This is a genomic window from Bradyrhizobium amphicarpaeae, from assembly GCF_002266435.3.
GTDB lineage: Bacteria > Pseudomonadota > Alphaproteobacteria > Rhizobiales > Xanthobacteraceae > Bradyrhizobium > Bradyrhizobium amphicarpaeae.
In genome coordinates, this window is sequence record NZ_CP029426.2 from 352717 (window position 1) to 366080 (window position 13364).

Annotated in this window: 17 protein-coding genes; 4 read left to right on the forward strand and 13 right to left on the reverse strand. The window is 65.2% G+C overall.

Translation table 11 applies throughout. The annotated features are described in order from the left end of the window. Positions 1-32: 32 nt before the first annotated feature. From CIT40_RS01715 to CIT40_RS01730, 4 genes are all read right to left on the reverse strand, one after another. Positions 33-452, reverse strand: coding sequence for a hypothetical protein (locus CIT40_RS01715; protein ID WP_094890249.1), 420 nt, complete (start codon positions 450-452; stop codon positions 33-35). Positions 453-680: 228 nt separating this feature from the next. Next, the gene (locus CIT40_RS01720) at positions 681-1466 is read right to left on the reverse strand and encodes a glycosyltransferase family 32 protein (protein WP_094890250.1); all 786 of its coding nucleotides are present in this window, start codon (positions 1464-1466) and stop codon (positions 681-683) included. A gap of 78 nt (positions 1467-1544) precedes the next feature. Further along, on the reverse strand, positions 1545-2150 hold the full coding sequence (gene leuD / locus CIT40_RS01725; protein WP_094890251.1) for a 3-isopropylmalate dehydratase small subunit: 606 nt from the start codon (positions 2148-2150) through the stop codon (positions 1545-1547). A 243-nt stretch (positions 2151-2393) separates the two neighbouring features. Beyond that, positions 2394-2792, reverse strand: coding sequence for a metallopeptidase family protein (locus tag CIT40_RS01730; protein ID WP_109862243.1), 399 nt, complete (start codon positions 2790-2792; stop codon positions 2394-2396). Positions 2793-2947: 155 nt separating this feature from the next. Here CIT40_RS01730 and CIT40_RS01735 point away from each other — a divergent pair, with 155 nt between their 5' ends. The 3 genes from CIT40_RS01735 (at position 2948) to CIT40_RS01745 (ending at position 4202) form a co-directional block, all read left to right on the forward strand. Then, a complete protein-coding gene (locus CIT40_RS01735) occupies positions 2948-3226 on the forward strand; it encodes a hypothetical protein (RefSeq protein WP_162307812.1) in 279 nt (92 codons plus the stop codon). Between the two features lie 47 nt (positions 3227-3273). Further along, positions 3274-3531: a hypothetical protein gene (locus CIT40_RS01740; RefSeq protein WP_094890666.1), complete on the forward strand. Its 258-nt coding sequence runs from the start codon at positions 3274-3276 to the stop codon at positions 3529-3531. Between the two features lie 143 nt (positions 3532-3674). Continuing rightward, positions 3675-4202: a hypothetical protein gene (locus CIT40_RS01745; RefSeq protein WP_109862244.1), complete on the forward strand. Its 528-nt coding sequence runs from the start codon at positions 3675-3677 to the stop codon at positions 4200-4202. Between the two features lie 56 nt (positions 4203-4258). Here CIT40_RS01745 and CIT40_RS01750 read toward each other — a convergent pair whose 3' ends face one another. The 7 genes from CIT40_RS01750 to ffh form a co-directional block, all read right to left on the reverse strand. Beyond that, positions 4259-4468, reverse strand: coding sequence for a hypothetical protein (locus CIT40_RS01750; RefSeq protein WP_094890668.1), 210 nt, complete (start codon positions 4466-4468; stop codon positions 4259-4261). A gap of 95 nt (positions 4469-4563) precedes the next feature. Next, positions 4564-5970 carry a 3-isopropylmalate dehydratase large subunit gene (gene leuC, locus CIT40_RS01755; protein ID WP_094890670.1) on the reverse strand — a complete coding sequence of 469 codons (1407 nt, stop codon included), beginning with the start codon at positions 5968-5970 and terminating at the stop codon, positions 4564-4566. Positions 5971-6296: 326 nt separating this feature from the next. After that, positions 6297-6677, reverse strand: coding sequence for a 50S ribosomal protein L19 (rplS, locus tag CIT40_RS01760; protein ID WP_094890672.1), 381 nt, complete (start codon positions 6675-6677; stop codon positions 6297-6299). Positions 6678-6788: 111 nt separating this feature from the next. Continuing rightward, positions 6789-7544, reverse strand: coding sequence for a tRNA (guanosine(37)-N1)-methyltransferase TrmD (trmD, locus tag CIT40_RS01765; RefSeq protein WP_094890674.1), 756 nt, complete (start codon positions 7542-7544; stop codon positions 6789-6791). A gap of 127 nt (positions 7545-7671) precedes the next feature. After that, positions 7672-8229, reverse strand: coding sequence for a ribosome maturation factor RimM (gene rimM / locus CIT40_RS01770; RefSeq protein ID WP_094890676.1), 558 nt, complete (start codon positions 8227-8229; stop codon positions 7672-7674). A gap of 8 nt (positions 8230-8237) precedes the next feature. Further along, positions 8238-8570 (reverse strand): 30S ribosomal protein S16, encoded by a 333-nt coding sequence (rpsP, locus tag CIT40_RS01775; RefSeq protein WP_007598827.1) that lies wholly within the window; start codon positions 8568-8570, stop codon positions 8238-8240. Positions 8571-8712: 142 nt separating this feature from the next. After that, on the reverse strand, positions 8713-10260 hold the full coding sequence (gene ffh / locus CIT40_RS01780; RefSeq protein WP_094890677.1) for a signal recognition particle protein: 1548 nt from the start codon (positions 10258-10260) through the stop codon (positions 8713-8715). A gap of 315 nt (positions 10261-10575) precedes the next feature. On the opposite strand from ffh, the gene CIT40_RS01785 reads away from it, so the two are divergent. Further along, complete coding sequence (locus CIT40_RS01785) at positions 10576-11640, forward strand: MBL fold metallo-hydrolase (protein ID WP_162307813.1); 1065 nt, start codon at positions 10576-10578, stop codon at positions 11638-11640. A gap of 160 nt (positions 11641-11800) precedes the next feature. Here CIT40_RS01785 and CIT40_RS01790 read toward each other — a convergent pair whose 3' ends face one another. Both CIT40_RS01790 and CIT40_RS01795 read right to left on the reverse strand, forming a co-directional pair. After that, positions 11801-12517, reverse strand: a complete 717-nt coding sequence (locus tag CIT40_RS01790; protein ID WP_162307814.1) for an SIMPL domain-containing protein — start codon at positions 12515-12517, stop codon at positions 11801-11803. A gap of 5 nt (positions 12518-12522) precedes the next feature. Further along, the gene (locus CIT40_RS01795) at positions 12523-13320 is read right to left on the reverse strand and encodes a GyrI-like domain-containing protein (RefSeq protein WP_094890681.1); all 798 of its coding nucleotides are present in this window, start codon (positions 13318-13320) and stop codon (positions 12523-12525) included. Between the last annotated feature and the right edge of the window lie 44 nt (positions 13321-13364).

Genomic DNA, 13364 nt, shown 5'->3' on the forward strand with positions numbered 1-13364 from the left:
GGACGCCTCCGGCCGGGAATCTCCCGCGCCGCTCAGCGTGGCGCGACGTCGGCGCGATCGAGCGATTCCAGCGTCGACGCGTTGCCGCAATAGCCGTGATAGTTCTGCGCGGCGGTGCCGTCGGCGAGATCGCGGTCGCACTGTGCCTTGTGAGCGCAAAGCGAACAAACCCGCTCCATGTCGCGGAGCAACAGCGGCTGCGCGCGGCCGAGCCCGTCTGCGTTGATGCCGAGCTGTTCGAGCATCATCGGCAGCTCGTCGGCAGAATGCTTGCCGTGACGGACCAACTCCTCCAGATCGTCAGGCGCGATCCGCAGGTCGCTCGCGATCCGGTCGAAATCGGCGCGATCGAGTTGCCGGATCTCGTTCAGCTCGCGGCGATGCTTCAGCCAGCTCGCGAAGGAGTCGATCAGGTCCTGGACGATGGGATAAGGCCTGCTTGCGGTGCTCATGGAAAGCTCCCTTCGGACAGCGGAATTGGAGCGAATTAAGCACAATGTTGCAGAGGCGCGTTGCGCTGGATCAAATTCGGAAGGAGTACCGCAATTGGTCTGGTGTCCCGGACGCGCTGCAGCGTGAAACGCTGCTGCGCAGAGCCGGGACCCATCGCTCCGCTGTGTTGGGCCCCGGCTCTGCAGCGCATCACCAAGGGGTGCTGCGCAGCGTCCGGGGCACGAGAGTTACGCGAATTTCTCCGCCGCCCACGCATACAGGCTGCCCGGGATCGGCTTCTCCCCGCCGCGGCCCTTGGGCGAGATGTGGAGGCCGATGATCTCGGGGTTGGTGACGAGGCCGAGATAGCTCGAGGGATCGAAGAACAGTTTTGGCTCCGCGTGCACGGCGTAGAACGACTGCTTCGGCAGCGCGCAGGCGAGCTCGCCGGTGCGGCGGGCGAGCGCGGTGAGCGCCGCGGGGCCGAAGATGGCGACACGGATATCCGAGAGACGGCTCGAGCCGCCGCGCAGGCGGCGCATCAGGAAGGTGACGCGATGGCGCATCGACAGCCAGTTCGGCGTCAGCTCCTCCTGCTCCATCAGCTCCTCGAAGGCTGCGACGATGCCGTGCCCGGGCGGCAGGTAGATCACGGAATTGCCGAGCTGGCGCGGCCGCTCCCAGGCAAAGTAGGGCTTTGCCGGATCGATCTCGACCGGCTTCAAGAGCAGCACGTCGGCGTCGAGCCAGAGGCCGAGATTCTTCGCCATCAGCTTCATGCGGAAGAAATCGCTGAACTGCAGCGTGGTCCAGTCGCGCCAGCTTCCATCCGGTTGCGGCGGCCGCAAGCGCTCCGAGAACGCGTGCGGCAGGATCGCTTCGGCGTCCGCGTTGGCGATTCCGACGGGCAGGCCGGGAATGGTGTCGAAGCTGTAGACCGTGACCCTGTGACCGGCCGCCAGCTGCGAGCGCAGACAGGTCTTGCGCAGCGCATCCATCGGGCCATGCCAGAAGGTGACGATCTCGGGCAGCATATGCGGAAGCTATAATATTCAGAGCAAAGAAAAAGCCCCGGCGCTGTCGGCACCGGGGCGTCGAATGAAGACGCGAGCTCAGGCCCAGGCGCGTTCGCGCTTGAGCTTGTCCTCATAGGTGTCGATCGAGGCCTTCTTCTCCATCGTCAGGCCGATGTCGTCGAGGCCGTTGATCAGGCAATGCTTGCGGAACGGGTCGATCTCGAACTTGACCGTGCCGCCGTCGGGGCCACGGATCTCCTGGTTCGGCAGGTCGATCGTCAGGGTCGCGTTGGCGCCGCGCTCGGCGTCATCGAACAGCTTGTCGAGGTCTTCCTGCGACACGCGGATCGGCAGAATGCCGTTCTTGAAGCAGTTGTTGTAGAAGATGTCGCCGAACGAGGTCGAGATCACGCAGCGGATGCCGAAGTCGAGCAGCGCCCAGGGCGCGTGCTCGCGGCTCGAGCCGCAGCCGAAATTGTCGCCGGCGACCAGCACCTTCGAATTGCGATAGGCGGGCTGGTTGAGGACGAAATCCGGGTTCTCGCTGCCGTCGTCCTTGTAGCGCTGCTCGGAGAACAGCCCCTTGCCAAGACCGGTGCGCTTGATGGTCTTGAGGTACTGCTTCGGAATGATCATGTCCGTGTCGACATTGATGATCTTCAGCGGCGCCGCGACGCCTTCCAGCGTGGTGAACTTGTCCATGGTTGCGCTTTCCGGGGGTGGTTCTGGGAAGGCGTATTTATCGCGTCCGGAGCGTGAATCCTAGGCTGAATTTGGCAGGGCTCGGTTGCTCGGTAGCCCGGCAGGTGGTGCGCCCCCTCGCCCGCTTGCGGGAGAGGGTCGGGGAGAGGGCTCTCTCCTCTTGGGGAGTGTCCCATTGCGGAGACACCCTCTCGCCAACCCTCCCCCGCGCGCGGGGGAGGGAGCGCACCTGCTTTGGAGCCTCTACTCCGCCTGCGCTTCGATGGCTTCCATATCGTCGTCCGACAAACCGAAATGGTGGCCGATCTCGTGGATCAGGACGTGGCGGACGATGTGGCCAAGGCTCTCGTCGTGCTCGGCCCAGTAATCCAGGATCGGACGGCGGTAGAGCCAGACCATGTTGGGCAGCCGCGCCACGTCGCCCAGGCTCTGCTGCGGCAGGCCGACGCCCTGGAACAGGCCGAGCAGGTCGAACTCGCTCTCGCATTCCATCTCGTTCAGGACCTCCTCGGTCGGGAAGTCGTCGACGCGGATGATCACGCCCTCGCACAGGGCGCGAAATTCCGCCGGCAGGCGCTCGAAGATCTCGTGTGCCGTCGCTTCCATCTCGGCCAGCGAGGGCGCTTTCAGTTCCGTCCACATGGGGTTCTCCTAGCGCGGGTTTCCCGCTGATGCATCCCGCTTTATAAAGCGTGGCGAGGTTGACGGGCGCCGCCAAAACGGGGAGCGTGGACCTCGATCGAGAGCTTCGGGTGGGCAATAAAATGCGAGCAAAAACAGCGCTGACGCTACTGTGCATGGGGTTGTTTTCGCAATTTTGCGGTGGCGCCGAGGCCCAGACGGCGGCGGGCCCCGAGATCCGCCTTGCCCAAGCGGCCCCGCCGGATGCCCGGCCGCGCAAGCGGCTCCCGCCGCGCTTGCGCGTCACGCCCTATTACAGCCCTGACGGCGTCTATCCGCGCTACAATCCCGGCCCCGATGCGGTGCGCGAATGCAACGCGACCTATGTGCAGGAATTCAGGCCGAGCGGCACGGTGATCGTGCCGCGCGTGAGCTGTTACTGGCGCCGCGGCTGATGCCGGTTCAGCGCCGGCGCACAGCGCGGGAGGCTCGAGGAGGCGTCATGGCGAGATGGTTTGCATTGGCCGTTGTCGTCGCGCTGGCCGCCGGCCTGTCGCGTGCTTCCGCTGCGCAAAGGGTGACGATTCCAGAGGCCTCGGCCGGCATCGCGGTTTTCGATGTGCGACACGCGCGAACCCACGGCATGGTGCGGCCTGTCGTGCGCCGTGATCCACGCTATTACGCACGGCCGGTCTCCTATCGTCCCTATCCCTACGGAGTTCCCGCGCCGTTCGTGTTCGGCTACGGCCCCTTCTGGTGACGTCGCAACGCGACGCCGTTCATTCATGAGGCATTCACGTCGGCGTCCCTAGCGTGCCCTCGGGAGCGACTGCAATTGAACAGGGATGACGCGTGCCGGGAACGAGCATCGCCACTCCGCTGTCCATATCCACGGAGAAGTCCATGCTTAAGAGTTTGGGTCTGAGGGCAGGCCCGGCGCGCCTGCTCGGGATCGCGGCCGCCGCGACGCTGATGCTGTCGGTCGGAACCGCGCGCCGTGCTGAAGCGCTGAACCTGATCAATCCGGCGTCGTCACAAGCGGCCAAGGGCGTGAGTGAGGCTGCGAGCGACGACCTCGTCACGCAGGTTCGCCACGGCGGCGGTGGTCATGGCGGCGGCGGACATTTTCACGGCGGCGGCGGCTTCCGCGGCGGTGGATTCCATGGCGGCCATATCGGCGGCTTCCGCGCCGCGCCGGCCTTCCACGGCGGCGGTTATCGCTACGGCGGGGTTCACCGCTACGGCGGATTCCATCGCTACGGGATCTATCGGCCTCACTACGGCCACCGCCACTTCCACCGGCGCTATTATTACGGCGGCTATTATCCCACTTACCATCACGCGCGCCGTTGCCGGGTCATCTGGACCTATTACGGCCCGCGCCGCATCTGCCGCTGGCATCGCTGGCACCATCCGTATCGGTACTATTGATAAGCACGATCAAAATAAAAAGGGCGCCTCAGCGGCGCCCTTTGTCTGTCCGGCGGTTAAAGCCAGTCCTTCAGCTTCCACGACGAAGCTTTCCAGGGCATCAGGGTCTCGACCTTCCACTGCCTGAACATCGCGGGCGGCCAGCGGCTGAGCTTCGATGTTTCCTCGACGTCAGGCTTGGCGACGATGTGCAAGCGTGGCGCGCGCCGGCGGTGCTGCCGCGTGGCCTCGCCGATCAGGTCGACATATTCGGGCTTGTTGGCCATTTGCGCGCGTCCTCGCGAAAACCTCGCGAGGACGAGAGTGTCAGGCGATCGTTTAACGGCGGTTTGCCGCGATCGCTACAATTGCAGGGAGTGGCTCAGCGCCAGTCCCTGACGTCGACGAAATGACCCGCGATCGCCGCCGCCGCCGCCATCGCCGGCGACACCAGGTGGGTGCGGCCCTTGAAGCCCTGGCGGCCCTCGAAGTTGCGGTTCGAGGTCGAGGCGCAGCGCTCTTCCGGAGCCAGCTTGTCCGGGTTCATCGCGAGGCACATCGAGCAGCCCGGCTCGCGCCATTCGAAGCCGGCCTTGATGAAGATCTTGTCCAGACCCTCAGCTTCGGCCTGTTCCTTCACGAGGCCGGAGCCCGGCACGACCATGGCGTTGACATGCGCCGAGACGGTCTTGCCTTCGGCAATCTTGGCGGCGGCGCGCAGATCCTCGATGCGGCCGTTGGTACAGGAGCCGATGAAGATGCGATCGACCTTGATGTCGGTGATCTTCGTGCCCGCCGTCAGGCCCATGTACTTCAGCGCGCGATGCTTGGAGAGGCGCTTGGCCTCGTCTGCGATCTTGTCGGGATCGGGCACCATGCCGGTCACCGAGATGACGTCCTCAGGCGAAGTGCCCCAGGTCACGATCGGCGGCAGCTTGGCGGCATCGAGGCGCAGCTCGTTGTCGAAATGCGCGCCGTCGTCGGAGCGCAGTTTTTCCCAGTAGCGCATCGCCGCATCCCACTCCGCGCCCTTCGGCGCCTTGGGACGGCCGCGCAGGAAGTCGAACGCTTTCTGGTCGGGCGCAACCAGGCCGGCGCGGGCGCCGCCTTCGATCGACATGTTGCAGACCGTCATGCGGCCTTCCATCGACAGCGCCTGGATCGCGTCACCGGCGTATTCCAGCACATAGCCGGTACCGCCTGCGGTGCCGATCTCGCCGATGATGGCCAGGATGATGTCCTTGCCCGTCACGCCGTCGGGCAATTTGCCGTCGACGGTGACGCGCATGTTCTTTGCTTTTTTCTGGATCAGCGTCTGGGTCGCCAGCACGTGCTCGACCTCGGACGTGCCGATGCCGTGCGCGAGCGCGCCGAACGCGCCATGCGTCGAGGTGTGGCTGTCACCGCAAACGATGGTGGTGCCGGGCAGGGTGAAGCCCTGCTCGGGACCGATGACGTGGACGACGCCCTGGCGCTTGTCGAACTCGTTGTAATATTCGATGCCGAATTCCCTGGCGTTGTCGGCCAGCGCCTTGATCTGCTCGATGCTTTCCGGATCAGGGTTCGGCTTGGTGCGATCGGTGGTCGGCACGTTGTGGTCGACCACGGCGAGCGTCTTCTCCGGCGCGTGCACCTTGCGGCCGGTCATGCGCAGGCCTTCGAACGCCTGCGGCGAGGTCACCTCGTGCACCAGATGGCGGTCGATATAGAGCAGGCAGGTGCCGTCGTCGGCTTCGTGCACCAGATGGTCGTTCCAGATCTTGTCGTACAGGGTGGTGGGCTTGGACATGAGCTTGAGCTCCGAAAGAATGTTGAGTCAGCGGATAGGCGCGCGCGGCGCGCGGGCAACGAAAACGTCAGCGCAGCTTTTAGGCTGCGCGCGTAAGCTCTGACGTTGCCGAGGTCGCAAAGCGTCCGAAGAACCGGCCAGGCAGCCGCGAGCGATCGTCGATGACGACGCGCTTGACGGGGGCGAGGCTGGTCGGATCTGGAAACATTCCAGGAATATATAGCAGGCCGAACCGGAATCGCGAGTGGTTTGACACGCACGGCTGACGCAACAAAAAAGCGCGGGGTTTTGCCCCGCGCCTTTCGAAACCCGATTGTAAGCGGAGCTTACTCGTTCACGGCCTTGGCGTGCTCGGTCTTCTCGACGATACGGGCCGACTTGCCGCGCAGCTGGCGCAGGTAATAGAGCTTGGCGCGACGCACCTTGCCGCGGCGCACCACCTTGATCGAGTCGATCATCGGCGACATCACCGGGAACACGCGCTCGACGCCTTCGCCGTAGGAGATCTTGCGGACGGTGAAGCTCTCGTTGAGGCCACCGCCGGAACGGCCGATGCAGACGCCTTCATAGGCCTGCACGCGGGTGCGGTCGCCTTCGACGACCTTCACGTTGACGATCACGGTGTCGCCGGGACCGAATTCCGGAATGTCCTTGCCGGCGGACAGCTTGTCGAACTGCTCTTTTTCGAGCTGTTGGATCAGGTTCATGGGGTAAATCTCCATCGGCGCGCCCAGCCGCGAGACACGGGGGCTGCGCGAAATTCGTTGATCCAGCTATTGCGGATGTGGCCGCTCCTATAAGGCAAGCCGGAGGGTTTGTCACCCGTCTGTCTTGTTTTTTGGCGTTTTTTGGCGTCCGGCCCGATTCGGGGGCTTTGCCGGGATCTGGGCCCACAAATCGGGCCGCCGGGCCGCCGTCAGCGCTTCGGATTGCGCCCGCCGCCAGGCCGCGACCTTGGCATGGTCGCCAGAGGTCAGGATATCAGGGATCGGGGCCCCCTCGAACAGCTGCGGGCGGGTATATTGCGGGTATTCGAGCAGGCCGTCGGAGAAGCTTTCCTCGGTTCCCGAGGCTTCCTTGCCCATCACCCCCGGCAACAGCCGGACGCAGGCGTCGATCAGGGCCAAAGCTGCGATTTCGCCCCCGGACAGGACGTAATCGCCGATCGAAACCTCCTCCAGGCCCCGCCCGTCGATCACCCGCTGGTCGATCCCCTCGAACCGGCCGCAGACGATCAGGGGGCCTGGGCCCTGGGCGAGCTCTGTGACGCGAGCCTGGGTCAATGGCCGACCCCGGGGGCTCATCAGCAGCCGGGGCCGCTCAGGGGCGATCCCGGCGGCATCGATGGCAGCCGCCAGAACATCCGCCCGCAGCACCATGCCTGGCCCGCCGCCGGCGGGGGTGTCATCGACGCTGCGGTGGCGGTCGGTAGCGGACGCCCGGATGTCGCGCGCCTCGAGCTGCCAGAGCCCGGAGGCCAGCGCGCGGCCGGCGAGGCTCACGCCGAGCGGCCCCGGAAACATTTCCGGAAACAGCGTCAGCACCGTCGCGCGCCAGGGGGTGGGGTTGGTCATCGGATCTCAGTTCTCGTCGTCCCGGACAAGCGCAGCGAAGCGGAGCGCAGATCCGGGACCCATAACCACCGCAGGCAGTTTTGCGACGGCTGGAGCGATCAGCTTAGCCAAAAATTTCGGCCTGTGGTTATGGGTCCCGGCTTTCGCCGGGACGACTCGGGGAAAGAGCTTCGCCTCGCTCCTCTCCCTCGATCTCCTGCGGTAGCGCGATCACCACGCGGCCGCCTGTGAGATCGACCTCCGGCACCACCGCGTTGGTGAACGGCAGCAGCATCGTCGCGCCCCTGGGCGGGGCGATCTCGATGATGTCGCCGGCGCCGAAATTATGGATCGCGAGCACGCGGCCGAGCGCGTCGCCGTCGGTGGTGACGGCGGCGAGCCCGATCAGATCAGTGTGGTAATATTCGTCCTCGTCCGTCGCGGGCAGTTTCTCGCGCGCGACGTAGAGCTCGATGCCGTTGAGGCGCTCGGCCTCATCGCGGGTCGTGACGCCCTTGAACGTCGCGACCAGATGATCCTTGGCCTCGCGCGCCGTCGCGACCTCGAAATGGCGCTTGCCGTCCTTGGACAGCAGCGGACCGTAGCGCTTCACGGCAAAGGGATCTTCGGTGAAGGTCCACAATTTGACCGCACCGCGCACCCCATGCGCGGCGCCGATCCGCGCGACGCAGATCAGCGCCGACATGATTTAGCTTAGCCCTTCGCGGCGGCTTCGGCCTGCGCCTTGCGCTCCTTGCGCGGCACGGCCTTTTCCGGATTGTTGCGCACTTCGCGCTTCTTGACGCCGGCGGCGTCGAGGAAGCGGGACACGCGGTCCGACGGCTGCGCGCCCTTGGCGAGCCAGGCCTTGACCTTGTCCATGTCGAGCTTCAGCCGGGTCTCGTTGTCTTTCGGCAGCAGCGGATTGAAATAGCCGAGACGCTCGATGAAGCGGCCATCGCGGGGGAAACGCGAGTCGGCGACGACGACGTGATAGACGGGACGCTTCTTGGTGCCTGCGCGGGCGAGGCGGATGACGACGGACATTCAGTTCTCCTAAGTGTTGCTAATTCAAAGGTCGATTTGATTCGTCATTGCGAGGCGCGAAGCGACGAAGCAATCCAGACTGCTTCTGCGGAAGCATCTCTGGATTGCTTCGCCTCGCTCGCAATGACGGGTGAGAGTGACATCATTTCTTCTTGCCCGGGAAACCGCCGAGGCCCGGCAGCATCGGCTTGCCGCTGAGGCCTGTGAGCCCCGGCACGTTCGGCAGGCCCTGACGCAAGCCGGCCGGCAGATCCTTCGGCAGGCTGGGCAGCCCCTGTCCGCCGCCGCTCTGCATCTTTTCCTGCAGCGCCTTCATCTCTTCCGGCGAGGGCGGCTTCATGCCGCCGCCAAAGCCCATGGCCTGTGCGATGCCGGCGAGCGGGCCGCGCTTGCCGGAGCCCATCGCCTTCATCACGTCGGCCATGTTCCGGTGCATCTTGAGCAGCTTGTTGACTTGCTCGACGCTCTGGCCGGACCCCGCGGCGATACGCTTCTTGCGGCTGGCCTTGAGCAAATCGGGGTGGCGGCGCTCGTCGCGCGTCATGGAATCGATCACCGCGACCTGGCGCTTCAGGATCTTGTCGTCGATGCCGGCGGCCGCGATCTGGTTCTTCATTTTGGCGATGCCGGGCATCATGCCCATCAGGCCGCTGATGCCGCCCATGCTGGCCATCTGCAGCAGCTGCTCGCGCATGTCGTTGAGGTCGAACTGACCCTTGCGCATGCGCTCGGCGGTGCGCGCGGCCTTCTCGGCGTCGATATTGGCGGCGGCACGTTCGACCAGCGACACCACGTCGCCCATGCCGAGGATGCGGCCGGCAATACGGTCCGGGTGGAAATCTTCCAGCGCATCGGTCTTTTCACCGGTGCCGATCAGCTTGATCGGCTTGCCGGTGACGGCGCGCATCGACAGCGCAGCGCCGCCACGGCCGTCGCCGTCGACACGGGTCAGCACGATGCCGGTGAGGCCGACGCGCTGGTCGAAGGCGCGGGCGAGGTTGACGGCGTCCTGGCCGGTGAGCGAGTCCGCAACCAGCAGCACTTCATGTGGATTCGCAGCGGCTTTGATCGCGGCTGCCTCCGCCATCATGTCTTCGTCGAGCGTGGTGCGGCCGGCGGTATCGAGCAGCACGACGTCGTAGCCGCCGAGCTTGCCGGCTTCCAGCGCACGCTTGGCAATCTGCGGCGGCTGCTGGCCGGCGACGATCGGCAGCGTCGGAATGTCGAGGTCGCGGCCGAGCACGGCCAGCTGTTCCATCGCCGCCGGACGATAGACGTCGAGCGAGGCCATCAGCACCTTGCGCTTGTCGCGCTGGACCAGCCGGCGGGCGAGCTTTGCGGTGGTGGTGGTTTTGCCCGAGCCCTGCAGGCCGACCATCATGATCGGCACCGGCGGCACGGAATTGATGTCGATGGTCTGGCTTTCGGCGCCGAGCGTGTTGATCAGCTCGTCATGGACGATCTTGACCACCATCTGGCCGGGGGTGACCGACTTGACGACGGTGGCGCCGATCGCCTGCTCGCGGACGCGCTCGGTGAAGCTACGGACCACCTCGAGCGCGACGTCGGCCTCCAGCAGCGCGCGGCGCACTTCGCGCATCGCGGCGTCGACGTCCTTTTCGGTCAGCGCACCGCGCCCCGTCAGACGATCGAGAATGCCACCAAGCCGTTCCGACAGATTGTCGAACAATGAAGTCGTCCTTGTCCTGCTCGCCAGAACGGCGATCTTCCAAACACCTTTACGCCCGAGGGCGCATCGCGCTGTCGGGCGTTGACCTCCGGCCTCCAGGGCCAGTCGGCGGGTCGAAAAGAAAGCCTTTCCGAGAAAGTGGCGGGGTTAAACGCCGCTCCCGCCTAAAAGTCAAGGAAAGTTCGGGCGCCGGGCAGCCTTGGCCATCGCAACGCCTTGAAATGACGGGCTTTCCACCGGCGGGTTCCTTTTTCGACCATCCCGCCCATATAGCGGTGATGCCATACCGGCCCGACCGCCCCTGAAGCCCGCCCCGTGACGATCACCCGCCGCCGTGTTTTCGGACTGCTAGCCGGCGCCGGTGCGCTGGTCGGCGGTCCCTCGCTCTGGATGTCCCGCATGAAAACCTATGACGGCCCGGTTTCCGACCATTTCGACGGCCTGACCTTTTTCGATCCCGACGGTGTGCCGCCGAAATCGCTCCGAGAGGTGCTGCGCTGGCAGTTCGGCGGCGGGCGGCAACGGGCGACATGGCCCGTGTGGGCGCCGAGTCCCCATGCCGACACCCCGCCCGCCCGTGTCGATGGCGACAAGGTCCGGCTCTCCTTCGTCGGCCACGCCAGCTGGCTGATCCAGGCCGGCGGCCTCAACATCCTGGTCGATCCGGTGTGGTCGGAGCGGGTCTCCCCGGTCAGCTTCGCCGGACCGAAGCGGCACAACGACCCCGGCATCGCCTACGAAAGCTTGCCGAAAATCGACGTCGTGCTGGTCTCGCATGGCCATTACGACCATCTCGATATCGCCACGCTGTCGCGGCTTGCCAAGGATTTTGCCCCACGCGTCGTCACCCCGCTCGGCAACGACGTGACGATGCGCAGCACCGATTCCGCGATCAAGGCCGAAGCGTTCGACTGGCACGACTGCGTCGAGCTCGGCGGAGGCATCGCCGTGCATCTGGTGCCGACACGGCACTGGACCGCGCGCGGCATCCTCGATCGCAACAAGGCGCTGTGGGCGAGTTTCGTGCTGGAGACGCCGGCCGGGAAAATCTACGTCGTCTGCGATTCCGGCTACGGCGACGGCAGGCATTTCCGCCGCGTGGCCGAACGGCACGGCAAGCTGCGGCTGGCGATCCTCCCCATCGGCGCCTACGAGCCGCGCTGGTTCATGCGCGACCAGCACATGAATCCGGAAGATGCGGTGAAGGCGCTGGCCGATTGCGGCGCCGAGGCCGCGCTCGGGCATCATCACGGCACGTTCCAGCTCACCGACGAAGCGATCGACGCGCCGGCCAAGGCACTGGTGGAAGCGCTCGACGCGGCGGAGATTTCGCAGCAGCGGTTCGTGGCGATGAAGCCCGGGCAGGTGGTGGAGATATAGCTCTCTCCACATACACCTCTCGTGCCCCGGACGCAGCGCAGCACGTAAGTGATGTGTTGCTGAGCCGGGGCCCATGTCGATGCAGAGTTACTGTGTCAGCTTCTGGATCCCGGCTCTGCGCAGCGTCACTACGTGCCGCAGCGCGTCCGGGACACGAGACCTATTGCGCAGGCTTGATCGCCCAGCGTACAGCCACCGAAACGGATAGCGTCTCCTCGCCAGGCGAAATTGAAACGGGAGCCGCGGCCATCGGGGCTGTTGCCATTCGTGGCTTTAGTAGCATCCCTATCTGACCTCCCTCAGTGACGCTCAGCGGTGCGCCGAGCGTGACGCCGGTGGCCTTGGCGTAGATCTCGGCCTTGCGGCGCGCGTCGGCGACTGCCTGCTCACGGGCATCGTCGAGCAGCTTCGAGGCCTGCGTCACCTCGAACGAGATGTTGCCGATGTCGTTGGCGCCGGCGCCGACCAGCGTGTCGATGACGGCGGCGACCTTGGTCACGTCGCGAATTTTGACCGTGACGCGATTGCTCGCGCGGAAGCCGACCACGGGCGAGGCGCCGGTGGATTTGTTCTGGCCGTATTGCGGCTGCAGCGACAGCCGCGAGGTCTGATAATCCTTCTCGGGAATGCCGGCGCCCTTCAGCGCCAGCAGCACCTTGCCCATCGCGGCATTGTTGGTGTCGGAGGCTTCCTTCGCCGACTTGGCGTCGTTGGCGACGCCGGCGTCGATCTGCGCGAGATCGGGCGCCGCGGAAATGTTGGCTTCGCCGCTCACCGTAATGGCGGATGGAAAATCATCGGCAAGCGCAGGCGTTGTCAGCAGCGCCGCGGCGAAAGCGGCGGCAAGAGACGTAACGAGTACGGCAGGCTTTTTCATTGGTCTCACTTCAGCGGCACGAAAACATTGATCACGAGCTTGTCCTCAGCCGTCTTCAGGGGATCGGTGAGGTATTCCTCGATGAAGGTGTCCTTGGCTTCCAGCCTCTTGTCGTCGAGGTGGTTGGTGATCGCCTCGTAGGTGTTGTCCATGTTGTCGTAGGAACCGCGATGGACGAATTTCAACACCTTGCCCTCCGGCGACTTGCCGATGCTCATGTCCTTGGACAGGTTCTTGGGATCCTGCTCGACCGGGATTTCAGCAAGGAAAGTGAATCCGGTATCGTCCGTCGAGGTGTAGACGATCATCGCATTGCCGGCGTGCTTGATGCCCTGCTTGTCCAGCAGCGTGTTCAGCGCCTTGAAGGCGTCGATCAGCGTGTCGAAGGCCGAGTCCCAATTGGCGGTGCCTTTGACCATCACGACCTTCTTGGCCTCGAGCGAGGTCTCCAGGCCGAACGGATCGGCGGTCTGCACCGGGGCAGGGGTCGCGGCCGGTGTCGCCGGGCCGGGTGAGGCACTGGCTGCGGGTGAGGGCGAATTTGTCGGGGTGGGCGAAGCGCTGGCTGCAGGCGACGGCGCAGGTGAAGGCGTCGCAGCAGGAGCGGGCGAAGCGCTCGCGGCCGGGGACGGGGACGCCGAAGGGGCCGGCGCAGGGTTTGTCAAAGAGGGGCTTGTCGAAGGGGGACTTGTCGAGGCGGCGGGAGCCGGGCTCGGGGATTGCGCCACGACCTCCGGCAGGCCGAGCGACAAGGCCGCGGCCGGGATCAGCGCGGCCAAAGCGAGACGACGAAACCCGATCATTTTATTCTCCCCAAGGCCTTCACTGTTAAGGCCTTAACTACCAA

Coding starts and splice junctions, on each gene's coding strand:
- CIT40_RS01715 (WP_094890249.1), bottom strand. CDS start 452: ATGAGCACCGCAAGCAGGCCTTATCCCATCGTCCAGGACCTGATCGAC.
- CIT40_RS01720 (WP_094890250.1), bottom strand. CDS start 1,466: ATGCTGCCCGAGATCGTCACCTTCTGGCATGGCCCGATGGATGCGCTG.
- leuD (WP_094890251.1), bottom strand. CDS start 2,150: ATGGACAAGTTCACCACGCTGGAAGGCGTCGCGGCGCCGCTGAAGATC.
- CIT40_RS01730 (WP_109862243.1), bottom strand. CDS start 2,792: ATGTGGACGGAACTGAAAGCGCCCTCGCTGGCCGAGATGGAAGCGACG.
- CIT40_RS01735 (WP_162307812.1), top strand. CDS start 2,948: ATGGGGTTGTTTTCGCAATTTTGCGGTGGCGCCGAGGCCCAGACGGCG.
- CIT40_RS01740 (WP_094890666.1), top strand. CDS start 3,274: ATGGCGAGATGGTTTGCATTGGCCGTTGTCGTCGCGCTGGCCGCCGGC.
- CIT40_RS01745 (WP_109862244.1), top strand. CDS start 3,675: ATGCTTAAGAGTTTGGGTCTGAGGGCAGGCCCGGCGCGCCTGCTCGGG.
- CIT40_RS01750 (WP_094890668.1), bottom strand. CDS start 4,468: ATGGCCAACAAGCCCGAATATGTCGACCTGATCGGCGAGGCCACGCGG.
- leuC (WP_094890670.1), bottom strand. CDS start 5,970: ATGTCCAAGCCCACCACCCTGTACGACAAGATCTGGAACGACCATCTG.
- rplS (WP_094890672.1), bottom strand. CDS start 6,677: ATGAACCTGATCCAACAGCTCGAAAAAGAGCAGTTCGACAAGCTGTCC.
- trmD (WP_094890674.1), bottom strand. CDS start 7,544: ATGACCAACCCCACCCCCTGGCGCGCGACGGTGCTGACGCTGTTTCCG.
- rimM (WP_094890676.1), bottom strand. CDS start 8,229: ATGTCGGCGCTGATCTGCGTCGCGCGGATCGGCGCCGCGCATGGGGTG.
- rpsP (WP_007598827.1), bottom strand. CDS start 8,570: ATGTCCGTCGTCATCCGCCTCGCCCGCGCAGGCACCAAGAAGCGTCCC.
- CIT40_RS01790 (WP_162307814.1), bottom strand. CDS start 12,517: ATGAAAAAGCCTGCCGTACTCGTTACGTCTCTTGCCGCCGCTTTCGCC.
- CIT40_RS01795 (WP_094890681.1), bottom strand. CDS start 13,320: ATGATCGGGTTTCGTCGTCTCGCTTTGGCCGCGCTGATCCCGGCCGCG.